Genomic DNA, 17,039 nt, shown 5'->3' on the forward strand with positions numbered 1-17,039 from the left:
ACAGTCACCTCATTGGCCGATATCGGGCGCAAACCGGTCGTTGACAACGCGGCTTGCCTCGCGAGAACGGGCCAACGACAACAACGCTGCGTAAATCACCCAAGCTTATGGATCGCGACGTCGGGAATGACCGCCTTGGCGATTTCGCACAGGTGCTGGTGATGCGTCAGGTAAATCACCTGGCCCACGCCGGCCATCTCACCGAACAGGCGGAAAACTTCCTCCGACCTGAGATGGTCGAAGGTTTCCATGATGTCGTCGGCGATGAACGGTACAGCGGGCCTGAGCTTGGCAAACTCATAATATCCGGCCAGACGTAGAGCCAGATAGAGCTGGAAACGCGCGCCTTTCGACAGAGCGTCTGCGATCTTCGATTGGCCATCCCGCTGCGTCGCTATGAGGACCTCGCCGCCCTTTACCGGCTGGGTCGTCAAGCCTGTGTACTGGCCTCGCGTGATCAGTGCGAAGGCGTCGGATGCCTCGCTCATCATTCCAGAGCGGTGACGTTCGCGATAGACCCGAAGCGCGCTTGCCGCCGACATCACCCCAAGCTTCAATTCGATATAGCGGACGGCCTTTTCCTCGATTTCGAGAAGGACGGTGCGGCGCTCGGCATCGATCCGGGCAACTGCGCTGTCGCCACCGATCGCATCGAGCTTGTCGGTCGCCCGGGTACGCCTCACGAGTTGCTGTTGCAGCGATTCATCGAGGTCGGCGAGGCGCCGCTCGATTTCCGCCTTTTCAATTGCGAGCCCATCGAGATCGAGGCCCTCCAGCAACGACTGCGCCTGGGTGAAGTCGTCGAGGGCGAGCTCGCTCGTGAGTCGTTCTTCAAGCTCGGCCACGGCATTCTGCAGGCCGTCTCGCTCGCGAAGCCGTTCATCGCGCTCCACGACCTCCGGCAGAGTTTTCACCCCAAAGGCATCGAGCACTTCCTGCTTTGTTGTTTCGTGTGCCACGACCTCAGCGTTCAGTGCCTCTCGAACGTCCTGCAACTTTTGAACATCAAGGAGGAGATTTGCCCTCGCCTCGCAGGCACGCTCGGCTTGCTCTAGACGCTCAGTCAGCCTGACGCTCACCTGTTCTGGCGCCTCGTCGCTTGCGCGCTCGCCGGCCTGCGCACCAAGGCGGGCCACCTCTTCAGCAAATGCAGTCCTATCCGCCTCCATCTTGCGGATGCGGATGCGCATGGACTCACGATCCTGCAGGGCCTTTGACAGCTCCGACAACTGATCGAGCACGCTGCCAAGCCCGGTTCCGGCGATGCCTTCTTCGAGCCAGGTGCCTTGGAGCGTTTCCTTGACCTCCGCCTGCCATGCACCCTCTCGCCGCTCAGCAATTTCAACAGCGAGCCGCCTGGCGACCAGCTCCTCTTCCTTCACGGCGACGCTTCTCAGCGCTTCCGCTCGTTCCGCGTCGACCTTCGCCTGCCTATCCAGAAAGCGATCTGCGGCAACCACCATTGCCTCCAGGGCCTCACCAGCTTCCGGCTGAATTCCAACGCTTTGAAGAGCCGAGGCCAATCCGAGATGGATCCGCTCTCCCTCGGCTGTTGCGCGTTCAATCCTTGCCCGTGCGAGTAGGATGTCGTCCCAGGCGACAAGCGCGTCGGCGCGTGCGGAAAAGCGCTCCTCAAGAAATCCGATCAGCACGTCGAGCGACTGCGCCTGGCAATCCTCAAGCACGGCGCTGGCCATTCGCTTGATTTCAGCGGACGCCATTTCTGTACGCTTTTCCACCCCGGCAAGTTGACAGCTGATGCGCTCTATGGCGGCTTCCGTCTCGGCAGCCTTTTGCTTGATTGCGCGCAGATCCGCCAGCTCGCCCGCATGGGTCAAGCGAGCCGTGCCGACATCATCATCCTTGGCCAATGCAGCGGCAAAGACATCTGCGGTTTCGGCCTTGAGCTCCGCCCGGTGATTTCGCCAGGCCTCGTCTCTCTCACGTCGTATGGCTGCCGCTGTGTCATCGTCGGCGATATCGACCGAGGCGTGGACAGCAGCCAGGCGTGACGAAGTAGATACCCGGTTTTGCTCATGCTCGGACAGGCGCTCGGATAGGACTGCCTTGTCTCTTTGAAGATCTGCAGCCAGCGTTTTCCACGCAGCCATGTGCGTCGGTGTCGGAACCGATATCTTCGAAAGTTCGTCCGCATCTCCCGACCACGGCTGAAGGCGCCGCATCGCATCCATCAGCCTTGTTTGCCGCTCGTCCTCTAAGGCGCGCGCCTCTCTTATCTCCCGTAGGTGACTGGAAGCTTTCGCTTCCGACACGGCTGCTATCAGCCTGGCTCTTGCGGGCTCGGGCACCGCCCTCTCCTCGCTGACTCGGCCTCGCGCAGCGTTGAGCCCGTCGAGCGCGGCAGCGGCTTCATCGCGGGCCATCCGCAGGCTCGTCGTGATGCCGGAGCGTTGCTCGACCATGTTGCGAAGCGTGCCGATCACGAAGGCAGGCAGGATGAGCCGGGACGGATCCTGTTCGGCCGACCTGCCAAGCGCGGCGAGACAGTTCGCCACCGTCTGGTCAAGCATCTGGACTTCCATCTTGCGGGTCGGCAGATCCATGCCCGCGGACACATAGCGCGCCTTGCGATCGGCAAGTCCGCGCACCTGTTCCGAGATCGCCAGAACAGCCTCATCGACAGCAATTGCTTCGATCTTTGCCTTCGCCCGATCGATCTCATCGGCATTGGCCTGGAGGCGGGTTCTCAAGCGGGCATCATGATCGATCAATTCGGCGACGCTGCCACTCCAGGTCCTGGGAGGAGACGGGATGTCAGGCAGCTCAGCCAGTCTGGTCGCCTTGCGCTTGATTTCCGCAAGGAGCGGCGCGGCACGCGCATATCGGTCGATTGTGGCGAGACGCGCCGACAACGCTGAGCGTTCAGCCAGACTGCGATCATATTTATTTTGGGCTTCCACCCGTTCCGCCTCGAGCGCCTCGAATGTTGAGGCCAGGGTGTCGATCGTCTCCTTGCGCGATTTGAGCTCCGCGAACTGCTTCTTCAGCAGCGCGATTTCGGTGGTTTGGGCCTGCTTTCGATGAAGTCCATCCGCCTCCGTCTCCAATGCGGCCAAGACATCGCTGGCATGACCGAGCCCTGCGCTGGCGGTGAAGAGAAGCTTGCCGAGATCACCGCGCGATTCAAGGATCGCCTTGCCCCCTGCTTCCAGCGTCTCGTCATCAAGCGAGAACATGCTGCTGTAGGCCTCACGGGACAAGCCGGCGAGGTGAGCCGAAATGGCAATCTCGCTGAGGGGCCTGCCTTCGGCGTCTTGCAGTGAGTTGCTGCGGCTTTTGGTGCGTGAAACGGCAAGCGTCTGCGCCTCAAATTCGAGCAGCCCGCCGATGCGCATGGAGCTATATTCGTGCAGGAAATTGTAGCGACTGCGCTCTTCGATGCCGAAGAGCAGGTCGAGATAGGCAGAAAGCGCGGTCGATTTGCCGGCTTCGTTCAAGCCAAACACTATGTGCAGATCAGGCCCTGAACTCGGCTTGGGTCCGAAGTCAATCGCCTTGTCGGTGAACTTGCCGTAACGGGTGAGATCGAGCCGCCGCAATCTCATCGCGTTCCACCTGACTTGAGGCGAGCCGTGACCAGGTCGACGCCACGTGCAAGCACGTCATCGAGGAATGCCTCCAACGCCGCCTCGTCCTGTCCTGCGAAGTCTCGCGCATCCGGCGGCAGGTCCGCGATGGTCTTCAACACCAATTCCCTGGCGTCCGAACGGAATGCGTCCGACGTTGCGTTGGCGCGCATTGACTCGGCTAGTTCCAGGGTCGGATCCGCGACGTCTTCGGACTTCCCAGTTCCGGGAGCAGAGAGATTGAGTTCGACCTTCTCCACCCAAGTGTTGCCCACCTGCTCTGCCGCCTGTTCGGCCTCGGCAAGCACCAAATCCTTATCGCGGATCATCGTCCATGACAGCGCGGAAGCGCCGACCAGGCTGAGGCGGGCGATGAGGTATTGCGATCTGGCGGCAGTCCGGGATTGTTCAAGCGCAGACCGGATGCGGCCGACGGCCTCGGGCAGTTCGGATGTTCCTGCCAGGTCGACGCTCACGCGCTCGAACTGCGCGACGCTGGTCAGCCTCTCCTCAATGTCGACAGACCGATCGTCGTTTATGGTCGCCAGGGTGACCGATTTCTCACCAGCCTCATTGATGTCTCTGCCCTGAGGGATTCCAGGCATCACGAGCGTGCTTGCGCCGGGATAGACCTTGCGAACATGAATGTGGCCAAGCGCCCAATAATCAAAGCCGTGGCCGTGCAGGTCGGCGACACTGCAAGGTGCATAAACGTCATGACCTGGGGAGCCGGCCAGGCTCGTATGCATGATGCCGATGTTCGCAGCTCCCTCTTGCGGGGCGGCATATTTGGGCAGCAGGCTTTCGGGCGCCTTGGGGCTGGCGAAGCTCAGCCCATGGAACGCGACGTCCACCCCAGCGCCAGGCTGGATCACGGATTGGCAGCGGCCGCCAAACGTGGTCACCGTGTCGGGCAATACGAGCTGCTTCGTAATCCGCGACATGGCGTCATGGTTGCCGCGGATCATGTAGACCCTGACACCGGCCTGATGGAGGCGCGTCATCTGGGAAGCCAGAAAGCGTGCCGTCTTCATCGAAGTCTGGTCGCCATCGTAAAGATCGCCGGCAACCACGAGAGCGTCGATACGCTCCACCAGGCAAAGGTCCACTATTGCAGCGAATGCCTGTCGGCTGGCATCACCGACGAGCTCGGCAAGTTCAGAATTTCTGAGTGCGAGAGAGCGCAGCGGCGAATCGAGATGGATGTCGGCCGTATGAACAAATCGAAATGCCATTCGAAGGACTCTCCAGGCCCGAATCGCTCAGGCCAATTCTGTCGACGTCCAAGTCGCCCAAACTTTATGCCAGCGACCAAGTCAAAGCCTCGGTAGCAAAGTCCGACAGCGTTGGGCAACGGGAGGCGAGCGAGATACGGCGGCCCATGATCCTCGGCAAGTCGTGCGCCTACCTGTTGATGGTCTCCTGGAATTTCTCAATCCTGGAAAGAATGTCGTCGAATTTCGGCGGGGTGTCATCGAACATCATCGGCGCCATTGCCCGATAGTCGGCTCTTAGATCGTTAGTCCGGGCCTCGCCTGGCATCAGCCGCAAAGTGCCTGGGCGCGCCGTATCGTAGTTGGCCCAGCCCGAGCGAAAGAACGTCGCCTTGTGCTTGCCACTGTCGCCAGCAGTTCGAGATCAGCGGCGGCGGCCTTACACTCGACGGAGTCGAGCATCATGGCGAGGTCGTAGTAGTGGCGTGAGAAATATTGCGGAGTCCCCTCTCTGCCGGACGATGGGCTTGCGCGTGCAAGGCGGTGGCTTTTTCCCAGAAGGTGCGCCGTGCAGACAGGACCGTGACGGTCCTATCCGGATCTTCGAAGAAATCGGGAAAATCCTCGGCCGCGTAGGGGCGAATGACCTTCTTCTCGGCGGGCCAAGGATCGCCGCGGGCACCGAGCTCAAGCTTAACCCGTGGCGTGATGTAAGCCATGCCTTGATACTCGGCCGTCGGAAGCACGACCGGGTAGTGGAAGTTCAGTGTCTGCGCGTCGGCTTCATCGATCACTAGCGACCACTCGTCGTGCTGCGGTTCGCCGAGCTCTTGGACGATCGCGGCACGAAGGGCGGGAAGCAGCCTGTAGGCGATATGCTTCTCGACATCTCCCACCAGGAAGTCGACGAGTTCAGCTGACTTTTTTCGGCTGATGCCCTCCTTTTCTGGATCGCGATCACCTGTGTAGCCGAGGTCGGCCCGGTCGAAGGACAAATCGATGTCCTCGGAGAAACGGCGGATGATGCCAAAGGCCTTAGAGAGCGACGTTCCGCCCTTGAAGACCAGGCTGGCTGCGGCGTCCTCCGGAAGACCGAACAATCGTTTCAAGGTCCAGCAGACCCAGAAGTCCTTCTCGATGATCGTGTTGGCGACGCCGCGCCCGGCGCCAGTTTCGCCAAAAAGCGCTGCCCGATCACTCGGCGGTAGAAGGGCGACCTTATCCATTCGCTGCGTTCGACGCTGTGTTGCCGATCGAGATCAGTGTCGGACGCATCCAGGCGGGAGCCTGAACCGCGTTGGACGCGAGCAGCCTTTTGTCGCTGGCCGACAGCCGACGCGCGGCGAACTGAGCCACGTCGGCGGCCCGCACCGGCCCGACGTGGCGAAGCGCTTGGACAACGGTTCCGGCAGGACTGCCCGGTGCGATCAGATGCTTGGGCGAAGCGTGACGCAGATCGACCACGCGCTTACCCAACACGATCCGGCGCGAGGGCCCGTCCGTCAAATAAAGGCTCTTTGCGGGAACCTGCGTCGAGAGGCCGAGCGCATTGGCGGCGTGCGCGCCGGCGATCTGCGCCTTTGAACCAGTCTCCCGCGCGAGCGCACGCGCGACATCGTCGGGGGCCGGTGAAAGCTTGCCCAGCTTCGGATGGACCTTCGGATAGTCATAGAGGCCACGCGCCAGGCGGCGCAGCTTTCCACTCTTGACCAAGCGGGAGAGGGCTTGATCGACAGCAGCGCGCCCCGCCACGTCGAGGAAGTCGCTGGGCGTGAAAACACCGCCACGCCCGCCGGCGCGGGCGCGGCGCATGATCCGATCGGGAGCTGATGTCATTGCCGTTTTCATGTGTCAGAAAATAGGCTATCTTTTTCTGACATTCAAGATGCCTGCAAAACGTGCGAAAAAGGGCAGAAAGGGTGTCCCGATAACGCCCACGTGCCTTGCGAACGTCGTCGCGGGCCTCATCCTCCGTGAGAACCTGTCCATCGCCCTGACCTTGCACTGAATACCAACATGATGCGACGGATCGCCATTGCGTACGCCAAACAGATCGACACCAGATCCAGCGAAGACTGCTCGAATCCGTCAAAGCCGTCGTCTGATGAGGCAGGCAATCTTCCTGCCCGCACAACAGCATATTGTGGTATGAACAAGAACATCATCGGTTTCCAATCTGACAGTCGGACAAAGGGAGTTGAATGATGTCCACCAAAAGCAAAGGTTTTTCGCGCCGCCGGATCCTCGGCGGCAGCGCCGTCGCCTTCGCGGCCGGCACGTTGGGGATACCGTTCGTGCGAACGGCACGCGCGCAGGTGGCGACCTTCAAGGCCGGTGTCATCACCTCGCTGTCGGGCGAGAACATTCTCGGTGGCAACCTGACCAAGCGCGGTTACGACCTGTGGGCGGAGGCCATCAACGCCAAGGGCGGCGTCGAGGTCGCCAGTCAGCGTTTCAAGGTCGACATGTTCGACGGTGACGACCAGAGCAACCCGGCGACCGGCGCCGACGCCGCCGAGCGCCTGATCGTGCAAAACGAGGTTGATGTGCTGTTCGGCCCCTACACCAGCGGCTCTACCATCGCCGTGCAGCCGATCTGCCAAAAGTACCAGGTGCCGATGATTTCCGGCTCCGCGGAATCGCCGAACGTCTGGAAGGCCAAGCCGGAATTCAACTTCGGCATCATCCCGGCCGTCGACACCACTGCAGGTAAGTCGCTGGCCGTGCTGGCGAAGCTGTCCAACCCAACGGCCAAGACGATTGCGGTGATCGGCGTCAACGAGCCCTTCTCGAAGGAAACCGGCGAAGGTTTTCGCGACGGGGCCAAGGAGGCCGGCCTGGAAGTCGTCGCCTACGAATTGGTGCCGGCCTCGGGTGACCTTACCCCGGTCATCTCTAAGATCGCAGCGCTCAATCCCGACATCGTCGCCGTCGGCGGCCATGAGGAGCCGCTGATCAACGTCGTCAAGACTTCGAAGTCGCTGAACTTCCGGCCTAAGGCGCTGATAATGCACTATGGCGTCACCGACCCGGCCTTCGCCCAGGCGCTCGCCGCGGACGCCGACGGCACCAGCGGCGTCTCCGTGTGGCTGCCATCGGTGCAGTACAAGGACGACCTCTTCGGCACCGCAAGGGAGTTTGCCGAGATGGCGCAAAAGAAGTCCGGACACGAGCCCGACTATACCGAAGCGGCCTGCGCGGCCAGCGGTCTCGTTTTCGGCGATGCCGTCAAGCGGCTTGGCAAGAAGCCGGCGCTCACGCGCGAAGACAGGGTGGCTCTGAAGGACGCGATAGCCGCGACCGACATCCAGACCTTCTATGGACCGATCAAGTTCGAGAAGGAAGGCAACCACTACCACGACAACGTCCAGCCGGTGCCGGTTCTGATCCAGATTCAAGGCGGCAAGACCGTGGCGGTGGGGCCGAAGGAGGCCGCGGCAGCAGACCTCACCTATCCGCTGCCGGCTTGGAAATAGGCGGTTTTGGACAGGGTGCGGGCGGCCTCCCGGCGGAACGACGACGGGTTGCGCGTGCTCGGAAAATGACGGACCATGCCATTGAGTGTGCTCGCCTTGCCGTGGCATTCCCGCTCTTTCGTTTGCCTGACTGACGGACGGTTTCCGCCTTGGATCTTTTCCTACAGACCTTGCTGAACGGCCTTCTGATCGGCGGCGTCATCGCCACCTTTACGATCGGGTTCCAGCTCGCTTTCGGCGTGCTGCACGTCATCGATTTCGCCGTGGGCGGCTGGGTCGTGCTGGGTGGCTACCTCGGCTACTACATGGCCGCCGGACTGGGCGTCGACGGATTCCTGGCGATCCCGATCGCCTTCGTGCTGTTCGGCGCCATCGGCTATCTGATCGGGCCGATCCTCTACAATGTCCGCAACAGCCGCACGGCGCGGCCGGAATTGATGGCGCTGGCGCTGACCTTCGGCCTGTTCACGCTGCTGCGCGGCGGCATGCTGACCGCCTGGGGCTTCAACACCCACAGCGTTCCGACGGCGTTGAGCGGCGAGAGCCTCGCCGTCGGGCCGTTGACGGTGCCGCTGGTCCGCGTGGCGGCGGCGGTGTTCGCGGTCGCCATCGCCGGCGGACTGTTCGTATTCCTCTACCGCACCCGCTATGGGTTGGCGATCCGAGCGACGGCCGAAAGCCGGCAGAACGCCGCGCTGATGGGCGTCAACATCCGGCGCCTCAGCGCTAATGTTTACGGGCTTTACGCTGGCATCACCGCCATGGCCGGCGTGCTGATGGGTGCAATTTTTTCAGTCAATCCGGAGGTCGGCCTGCGTTATACGCTGTTCGCATTCTTCGTGGCTGTGCTTGCCGGCTTGGGCTCCGTCGGCGGTGCCCTTGTCGCCGCGCTGCTGCTCGGCGTCATCGAAGCCTTCGTCGCGACCTATGTCGGGTCGAGCTATTCGCTGCTGGCGATCTTCGCCACACTGTTCCTCGTCCTGCTCGTATCTCCGCGCGGGATCCTGCGGCACGGCTTGTGAGGCCGGACATGAAACCACGCTGGGCCGGCCTCCTCCTGCTGATCGCGGTGATCGGCGTGCTGGCGCTGCTGCCGATGCTGGTCAACAACTACTGGCTGCGTATCGCCACCGGCGCGCTGATGTGGGCGGGGCTGGCCTGCTCCTGGAACATACTTGGCGGCTATGCCGGCTACATCAATTTCGGCCATTCGGCCTTCTTCGGGCTCGGCGCCTATGTCACCGCGCTGCTGATGGGCGACAAGCTCGCCTGGCCCTTCTTCGCCACCGTCCCGGCCGGTATGGTGGTGACGGCGCTGTTTGCCATCATCATCGGCGCGCCGACGCTGCGCCTGCGCGGCGCCTATTTCGCCATAGCCACCTGGGCCTTCGCCGAGGTGCTCATCCAGTTCGCCTCGGTGATGGACTTCACCGGCGGCATCGGCGGAATTGGACTGCCGCCCTTTCTCGACGAGCGCTTCTTCTACTTCGCCATGTTCGCCGCAGCGGCGCTGACCTACCTAATCACCTGGGCGCTGTTCGAGCGCTCACGTTTTGGGCTGAAGGTCAAGGCGCTGCGCGACCACGAACTGGCGGCCGAGGCAATGGGCATCAACACTTCGCTGGTCAAGCTGCAGACCTTCGTGCTCAGCGCCGTCACCGCCTCGGTGTTCGGCGCGATCTTCGCCTACTGGGTCACTTTTATCAATCCGAAGAGCGTCTTCGGCGGCGACATCACCGACCAGATGGTGGTCATGGTGCTGCTGGGGGGGCTGGGCAGCCTGTGGGGGCCGGCGCTGGGCGGCGTGGGGCTGTTCGTCGTCAACCGGCTGATCTGGATGTATTGGGGCGACACCGCCTTCTATATCGCCATATTGGGAGCGGCCATCGTGCTGGTGGTGCTGTTCATGCCGAACGGCATCGCCAGCCTGTTTTCGAGGCGCGCCGCCAAGTCCGGCGCCGTGCTGGACAAGGCGGTCGGCAAGCTTGTCGGCGATGACCAGGGGGGGCCCAATTGAGCGTGGCCGACGGCAAAACGGCTGGAGCCGGCGACCCTATCCTCGTCGTGCGCGAACTCTACCGCCATTTCGGCGGCATCAAGGCCGTCAACGGTGTCTCCCTGGACGTCGATCGGCGCGAGATCGCCGGCCTGATCGGGCCTAACGGGTCGGGCAAGTCGACACTGTTCAACCTGGTATCGGGCGCGGTGACGCCGGATCGTGGCCAGATCCGCTTCGACGGTCACGAAATCGGCGGCCGAAAGGCTCACGCGATCGCGCGGCTGGGGCTTGCCCGCACCTTCCAGATTCCGGCCATGTTCGACAATATGAGCGTCACCGAAAACCTACTGGCGGCAGCGGCCGAGGGCCATTGGCAGGGCGCGCGTGAACGGGCGGCCGAAACACTGGCGCTGCTCAAGCTGGACCATGTCGCCGACAACCGCGCCTCCGACCTTTCGGGCGGCCAGCAGAAACTGCTGGAGTTCGGGCGCGTCATCATGCGCCAGGCCTCGCTCATTCTGCTCGACGAGGTGACGGCGGGCGTGCATCCCAACATCCGCAAGATTATCCTGGAGGCCATCGCGCGGCTGCGCGAGCGTGGCATCACCTTCCTGGTCATCGAGCACGACATGGAGATGGTGCGCAATGTATGCGACCGCATCATTGTCATGGATGCAGGCCGTGTCGTGGCCAGCGGCTCTTTCAACGACATCGTTCGCAATTCGGAAGTCATGCAGACATATCTAGGGCGGCCGCAATGAGCCCCACGCTCACCGCCGAAAACATCGTCACCGGCTACGGCAAGCAGGAGATCGTCCATGGCGTTTCGCTTAGTGCGGAGGCTGGCAAGATCACCTGCATCTTCGGGCCGAACGGCTGTGGCAAGTCGACCCTGCTCAAGGCCATTGCCGGCGCGCTGCCGGTGTGGAGCGGCAGGGCGAGCCTGGGCGATGCAACGCTCTCCAACCTTGCCGTCCATGAGGTGGTGCGCCAGGGGCTGGTGCTGATGCCGCAAGGCGGCGGCGTGTTCCCGCGCCTGACAGTGATGGAGAATTTGCGTATGGGTGGCTACGCCATCGCGGACCGCCGGCTAGTCGAGCAGCGCATCGAGGCGCTGATCGAGCAATATCCCTCTTTGGCGCGGCGGCGGCGCACCGCGGCCGGTTCGCTTTCAGGCGGCGAGCAGGCAATGCTTGCGCTGGCGCGTGCGCTGGTCTCGCAACCGCGCTTCATTCTGCTCGACGAGCCTTCCGCCGGATTATCGCCGGCCATGGTCATCGAGACGCTCGAACGCATTACCACCCTAACCGCGCATGGCATCGGCATCGTGATGGTGGAGCAGAACATCCGCGAGGCCATGCCGATCGCAGACAAGCTTTACATCCTGGCGGCCGGCGAAAGGCGCTTCGAGGGAAGGCCTCGGGACGTGCGCGACGACCGGCAGATCATGGATATCTATATGGGCGGAGCGTGAGAGGTCATTCGCAGTTCTGCTCTTGCGGTCGACGATTAATATCCCTGACCTGCCACTGAACTGTCATCCAGTGGCGATTAGAGCCTTGGCCGTTTCTGTTACGCCTCTTGGCGCGGGCAAGCGCCAGGTAGATCGTGCGCTGGAATTCGACCAGCGTCTGAAACAGCGGTTGCATCAGGCACAGGTCAATTCAAGTCGCGTCGCGAAAATCTTGCCGAGATTGGTTCCGGACGGATCGGTGAAGAAGGCCTCCGTCGGTCTCTTGTGGTTCTGCGCGGTCGCGGTTTCCGCATCCGGGCGCACCACGGCGCGAGAACAACCCTGCGGCAAGCCGATGGTCAATAGATGATCTTTGCGAGAAGATGGACGCCGTAGCGCCCAAGCTGGGCAAGCGCGGCCCCCGCAGCGCGTAGGCTTTTTCGCCTGCCGCGGCTGGCGCTCGAGCGAACGCGTCGAGATAGGCAAAGATGAAGATCTTCATGCCGGGATGTCGTCGCGGATGCAGGCCTTAAGGTGTCCCGCTTCGGTCTCGCGCAATCCAGGCACCACGCCGGCGCAGGCCTCGATCGCATGGGGGCAGCGGGTGCGGAACACGCAGCCCGACGGCGGGTTGGCGGGGCTTGGAATATCGCCCTTCAGTATTTGGCGCTTCGAGCGCTTCCTCGGATCCGGCGAAGGAATCGCCGACAGCAGCGCCTGCGTATAGGGGTGTTGCGGGCGGGCATAGAGGCTCGCCGCCGGTGCGATCTCCATGATGCGCCCGAGATAGAGCACGATGACGGTGTCGCAGATATATTCGACCACCGCCAGATCATGCGAGATGAACAACATCGTCAGGCCGAGCTGCAGCTGCAGGTCGCGCAAAAGATTGATCACCTGTGCCTGGATAGACACGTCGAGTGCCGACACGGGCTCGTCGGCGACGATGAATTCGGGTTCCAGCGTGAGGGCTCGCGCGATGCCGATGCGCTGGCGCTGGCCGCCCGAAAACTCGTGCGCGTAGCGATCATAAGCGTCGACCGGCAGTTCGACGGCGGCGAGCGCCTTTTCGGCGCGGGCGCGGCGCTCGGCGCGGTTGCCGATCCTCTGTATATCCAGCCCCTCGGTGAGGATCTGGCCGATCGTCATGCGCGGCGACAGGCTGGCGAAGGGGTCCTGGAAAATATACTGCATGTTGCGGCGTTGGCGGCGAAGATCCCCTGCCCCCAGCGTGAGGATGTCCTTGCCGTCGAAGCGTATCTCGCCGGAGGTCGGTTCGATCAGCCGCAGCACGGAACGGCCAATGGTCGTCTTGCCGGAACCGGATTCGCCGACCAGCCCGACCACCTGGCCGCGTGGGATATTGAAGGAAATATCCTGCAGCGCCTTGACCACAGGCCCGCGCGAGAACGCAGTTGGCGCGAAATGCTTGGTCAGGTTGCGAACAGAGAGATAGGGATCCGGCGCGTTCATAGCTCCTCCCAGCGAATGCAGCGGCTCGCCTGCGTCGGCGACACCTGGAACAACGGCGGCACGACGGCACGACAGGCGTCGATCGCCATCGGACACCTCGGAGCGAAGGAACAACCCTTGGGCAGCATGGCCAGTGAGGGGACGTTGCCCGCGATCGTCGGCAGTGGCGTGCCGGCCGCCTTCAGCGCCGTTGCCTGGCCAAGCCGTGGCACCGAGCGCATCAGGCCGATCGTGTAAGGATGGCGCGGACGGGCGAAGACTTCGCTCACCGGACCAGTCTCGACGATACGCCCAGCATACATGACCGCCACGCGGTCGGCGATTTCGGCAACCACGCCAAGATTGTGGGTGACGAAGAGGATGCCCATGCCGCGTTCGGCCTGAAGGTCGGCAAGCAGATCGAGGATCTGCGCCTGGATCGTCACGTCAAGCGCGGTGGTCGGTTCGTCGGCGATCAGCAATGTCGGGTTGCATGCGAGCGCCATGGCAATGGTGGCGCGCTGGCGCATGCCGCCCGAGAGTTCATGCGGGTATTGCTGCGCGCGCCGCTTCGGGTCCGGAATGCCGACCTGCGTCAGCAGACGCACCGCCTCGGCTGCCGCCTCGCGATGCGATTTGCCGAGATGGATGCGGATCGGCTCGGCGATCTGCTCGCCGATCGTGTAGACCGGGTTGAGGCTGGTCATCGGCTCCTGAAAGACCATGCCAATGTCGTTGCCGCGCACGCGGCGAAGCTGCTCCGCGTCGAGGCCCGTCAGCTCGGTGACGGACCCGTCGCGTCGCCTGATCGAGATGTGGCCATCAGCAATATGGCCGATCTTCTTCGCCAGCAGCCCCATGATGGAGAGGCTGGTAACGGATTTACCCGAACCGGACTCTCCGACCAGCGCCACGGTCTCGCCGGAGCCGATCTCCAGATCGATATCCTGCACGGCAGCGATGTCGCGCCCCGCAATGCGGAACACGGCACGCAATCCGGCAATTCGCAGGATCGGCGCTTCCATTGTCAGCCGAGCAGGCCGACGTCGCGCAGGATGGCGTCAACCTTAGCGGTTTCCTCGGCATTGAGGTCGCGCTGCGGGCGGGCCATCCTGTTGGTGGTGATGATACCAAGACTGCGCATAGCCGTCTTGAACGAGCCGACGCCGGCCGAGCCGGCGCTGGTGCGGCCGAGCGCGATCCAGACGATCTCGAACAGCTTCAACAGCCGCTCCTGCTCAACCCGGGCCTCGGCATGCTTGCCGGCCTGCATCAGGTTCCACATCTTGACGTAGCCGTGCGGATCGACATTGGCGATGCCCGGCACGACGCCGTGCGCGCCCATGGCAAGCGCCGTGTCGACCATGATCTCGGAGCCGGTCATGCCGAAGAAGTTGGCGTCGCCGGCCATGTCCCTCAACACATAGCGCAGATTGCCGTCATCGCCGCTGGAGTCCTTCAGGCCGGCGACGATGCCTTCCCTGGCAAGCGTCACGGTCGTCTTGCGCTCGAGCTTGATATGGACACAAACCGGGATGTCGTAGGCGATGATCGGGATGTCGATCGCATCCTTGATGTAGCGGAAATGATCGATGATCTCCGGCTGGCTCGTGCGTGCGTAAAAGGGCGCGGTGACGACGATAGCATCCGCGCCGGCCGCCTTGGCGATCTTCGAATGGTTGATGACGCGGTCGGTGGTCGGGTCGATGACACCGACAAAGATCGGCACGCGGCCATTGTTGACCTTCACCGCGTGCTCGATGATCGCCTTGCGCTCGGCTTCGTCGTGGAAGACCACCTCGCTGGTCGATCCGAGCACGAACAGTCCGTGGACGCCTCCGTCGAGTAGGTTCTCCAGTGTTCGCGTGAACGATGGAAAGTCGATGCTGTAATCGGCATTGAGGGGGGTAACGACGGGCGGCACGACGCCGGTAAAAAGCGGCATTTTGAGAACCTTCAGTTGAGATCGGATCGAGGATCGAAAGCATCACGCAGGCCGTCGCCAATGAAATTGATGGCAAGAACCGTGAGCACGAGGGCGGCACCGGGAAACATCCACTGCCAAGGGTATTGTTCGAGGACGACGGTGGAGCGGGCGAGATTGAGCATGTTGCCCCAGCTCGCTTCGGGCGGCGCGATGCCGAGGCCGAGGAACGAGAGGCCAGCTTCCAGCAGGATGGCGTTGGCGATCTGCAAGGTTGCGTAGACGACGAGAATGTCTATGCAATTGGGCAGGCCGTGGCGGAACAGGAGATGCGGCAGCCCTGCCCCCATGCCGCGCGCCGCGACGACGAAATCGCGCTCGCGCAGTTCGAGCAGGCGGGCCCGCACCATGCGCGACAGAACCGGCCAGGACAGCAGCGAGATGACGAGGATTGTCGGGGCGATGCCGGTGCCGGCTATCGAGGCAAGCACCAGTAGGAAGATGACCGGCGGCAAAGTCATGGCGAGATCGACGAAGCGCATCGCAGTCGCATCGACGACGCGGCCGCCGAAGCTGGCGATGGCGCCGACGAGAAAGCCGATGACGATGGAGATCGCGACGGAGCAGACAGCGACCACAAGCGAGATGCGACCACCTTGCAGAAGCCGCGCGAAGACGTCGCGGCCGACGCCATCGCTGCCGAGCCAATGGGTGGCGGACGGTCCCTTGTTCATGGCCTTCAGATCGATGGCGTTGGGCGCGTATGGCCACCACCAGTGATAGGTTACGACCGCTATCACCACCGGGATCACGATGAACAGGCCGGCCCGTGCGGCGCGGTTCTCGATGAAGCGGTCGAGCGCACGGCGCAGCGGACCTTTGGTGCGCTGTATGGCTGGTGGCTCGATTGCAGCTCCCGTCATCACGCCACCTGGATGCGCGGGTCGACGAAGGCGTAGGCGACGTCGGTGAGAATGTTGACCAGAATGACGCAGACACCGATGACTAGCGTGGCGCCCATGATGACGGGATAATCACGCGTGCCGACGGCGTTGACCAGCAGCAGGCCCATGCCCGGCCAGTTGAAGACGCTCTCCAGGAAGATCGCACCGCCGACCGCAATGCCCACGGTCGAGCCGATCAGCGTGATGACTGGTAAGAGCGCGTTGCGGGTGGCATGCTTGATGATCACCCAGAATTCGCGCACGCCCTTGGCGCGGGCGGTGCGGACATAATCCTGGTTGAGCACTTCGAGCAGCGAAGCACGCATGTAGCGCATGATCAGCGCCGCGTGGCCGATCGACAGCAGGCACGCCGGAAGTATGAGATGCGCAAGCACGTCGGCGATAGAGAATGGCGCACCGGCGGTCTGCATGCCGCCGGATGGCGCCCAGTGCAGCAGCACCGAGAAGAAATAGAGGCCGAGCAGCGCGGTCAGGAAAGCCGGGCTCGATATGCCGATGAAGGACAGCACCGACATCGCAATGTCGGGCCAGGCGTTGCGGCGCACGGCGCTGTAGATGCCGGCGGCGATGCCGATGATGATGGCGATCGCCAGACCCATGCCCATCAGCAGAGCCGTGGGTCCAATGCGCTCCATCACCAGCGGCAGCACCCGCACCCCGCTGCGCTGGATCGAATAGCCGAAATCACCAGACAGGGCCGCGCGCAGCCAGCCGAAATACTGAAGCGGCAGCGGCTGATCGAGGCCGAGGCGGTCGCGCAGCGTCTCGAGATCGGAGGCCGACATTGGCATCGAAGGATTGATATAGGCGTCGATCGGATCGCCGGGCGCCAGGCGCAGCAGGACGAAGATGAGGAGGCTCAGGGCGACCAGCATCAACAGTCCTGTGGCGCAGCGGCGGGCGATGAAGCTCAGCATCGGCTTTCCGGAAGTGGATGGCATGGGCCGGCATCGCAAAAGAGGCCGGCCC

At 62.8% G+C, this 17,039-nt stretch carries 15 protein-coding genes; 5 read left to right on the forward strand and 10 right to left on the reverse strand.

The window, feature by feature from the left end:
* Positions 1 to 95 precede the first annotated feature (95 nt).
* The 4 genes from EH240_RS22020 to EH240_RS22035 all read right to left on the reverse strand — a co-directional run bounded on the left by EH240_RS22020 (position 96) and on the right by EH240_RS22035 (position 6,649).
* Positions 96 to 3,566 carry an ATP-binding protein gene (locus EH240_RS22020; RefSeq protein ID WP_125002535.1) on the reverse strand — a complete coding sequence of 1,157 codons (3,471 nt, stop codon included), beginning with the start codon at positions 3,564 to 3,566 and terminating at the stop codon, positions 96 to 98.
* Positions 3,563 to 4,822 carry a metallophosphoesterase family protein gene (locus EH240_RS22025; RefSeq protein WP_125002537.1) on the reverse strand — a complete coding sequence of 420 codons (1,260 nt, stop codon included), beginning with the start codon at positions 4,820 to 4,822 and terminating at the stop codon, positions 3,563 to 3,565. Before EH240_RS22025 ends, EH240_RS22020 begins: the two co-directional genes overlap by 4 nt.
* A gap of 440 nt (positions 4,823 to 5,262) precedes the next feature.
* Positions 5,263 to 6,027: a nucleotidyl transferase AbiEii/AbiGii toxin family protein gene (locus EH240_RS22030; protein ID WP_245436284.1), complete on the reverse strand. Its 765-nt coding sequence runs from the start codon at positions 6,025 to 6,027 to the stop codon at positions 5,263 to 5,265.
* On the reverse strand, positions 6,020 to 6,649 hold the full coding sequence (locus EH240_RS22035) for a DUF6088 family protein (RefSeq protein WP_425374823.1): 630 nt from the start codon (positions 6,647 to 6,649) through the stop codon (positions 6,020 to 6,022). The genes EH240_RS22030 and EH240_RS22035 overlap by 8 nt, the downstream gene beginning before the upstream one ends.
* A 356-nt stretch (positions 6,650 to 7,005) precedes the next feature.
* Between EH240_RS22035 and EH240_RS22040 the strand changes: the two genes are divergently transcribed.
* From EH240_RS22040 to EH240_RS22060, 5 genes are all read left to right on the forward strand, one after another.
* Positions 7,006 to 8,277, forward strand: a complete 1,272-nt coding sequence (locus tag EH240_RS22040; protein WP_125002539.1) for an amino acid ABC transporter substrate-binding protein — start codon at positions 7,006 to 7,008, stop codon at positions 8,275 to 8,277.
* 149 nt (positions 8,278 to 8,426) lie between these two features.
* The gene (locus tag EH240_RS22045; RefSeq protein ID WP_125002541.1) at positions 8,427 to 9,299 is read left to right on the forward strand and encodes a branched-chain amino acid ABC transporter permease; all 873 of its coding nucleotides are present in this window, start codon (positions 8,427 to 8,429) and stop codon (positions 9,297 to 9,299) included.
* Between the two features lie 8 nt (positions 9,300 to 9,307).
* Complete coding sequence (locus EH240_RS22050) at positions 9,308 to 10,294, forward strand: branched-chain amino acid ABC transporter permease (RefSeq protein ID WP_125002543.1); 987 nt, start codon at positions 9,308 to 9,310, stop codon at positions 10,292 to 10,294.
* Positions 10,295 to 10,296: 2 nt separating this feature from the next.
* A complete protein-coding gene (locus EH240_RS22055; RefSeq protein ID WP_125002654.1) occupies positions 10,297 to 11,037 on the forward strand; it encodes an ABC transporter ATP-binding protein in 741 nt (246 codons plus the stop codon).
* Entirely contained in the window at positions 11,034 to 11,750 is a 717-nt protein-coding gene (locus tag EH240_RS22060) for an ABC transporter ATP-binding protein (protein ID WP_125002545.1), read from the forward strand. Before EH240_RS22055 ends, EH240_RS22060 begins: the two co-directional genes overlap by 4 nt.
* A 174-nt stretch (positions 11,751 to 11,924) precedes the next feature.
* Here EH240_RS22060 and EH240_RS39150 read toward each other — a convergent pair whose 3' ends face one another.
* The 6 genes from EH240_RS39150 to EH240_RS22090 all read right to left on the reverse strand — a co-directional run bounded on the left by EH240_RS39150 (position 11,925) and on the right by EH240_RS22090 (position 16,987).
* Positions 11,925 to 12,092 (reverse strand): DUF1007 family protein, encoded by a 168-nt coding sequence (locus tag EH240_RS39150; protein WP_245436286.1) that lies wholly within the window; start codon positions 12,090 to 12,092, stop codon positions 11,925 to 11,927.
* A 135-nt stretch (positions 12,093 to 12,227) separates the two neighbouring features.
* Entirely contained in the window at positions 12,228 to 13,202 is a 975-nt protein-coding gene (locus EH240_RS22070) for an ABC transporter ATP-binding protein (protein WP_125002549.1), read from the reverse strand.
* Positions 13,199 to 14,206, reverse strand: coding sequence for an ABC transporter ATP-binding protein (locus tag EH240_RS22075; protein WP_125002551.1), 1,008 nt, complete (start codon positions 14,204 to 14,206; stop codon positions 13,199 to 13,201). The genes EH240_RS22070 and EH240_RS22075 overlap by 4 nt, the downstream gene beginning before the upstream one ends.
* Before the next feature lie 2 nt (positions 14,207 to 14,208).
* A complete protein-coding gene (locus EH240_RS22080; RefSeq protein ID WP_125002553.1) occupies positions 14,209 to 15,126 on the reverse strand; it encodes a dihydrodipicolinate synthase family protein in 918 nt (305 codons plus the stop codon).
* 11 nt (positions 15,127 to 15,137) lie between these two features.
* Positions 15,138 to 16,028 (reverse strand): ABC transporter permease, encoded by an 891-nt coding sequence (locus EH240_RS22085; RefSeq protein WP_125002555.1) that lies wholly within the window; start codon positions 16,026 to 16,028, stop codon positions 15,138 to 15,140.
* On the reverse strand, positions 16,028 to 16,987 hold the full coding sequence (locus tag EH240_RS22090; RefSeq protein WP_125002656.1) for an ABC transporter permease: 960 nt from the start codon (positions 16,985 to 16,987) through the stop codon (positions 16,028 to 16,030). The genes EH240_RS22085 and EH240_RS22090 overlap by 1 nt, the downstream gene beginning before the upstream one ends.
* Positions 16,988 to 17,039 lie beyond the last annotated feature (52 nt).

It is taken from the genome of Mesorhizobium tamadayense, assembly GCF_003863365.1.
Taxonomy (GTDB): Bacteria; Pseudomonadota; Alphaproteobacteria; order Rhizobiales; family Rhizobiaceae; genus Mesorhizobium; species Mesorhizobium tamadayense.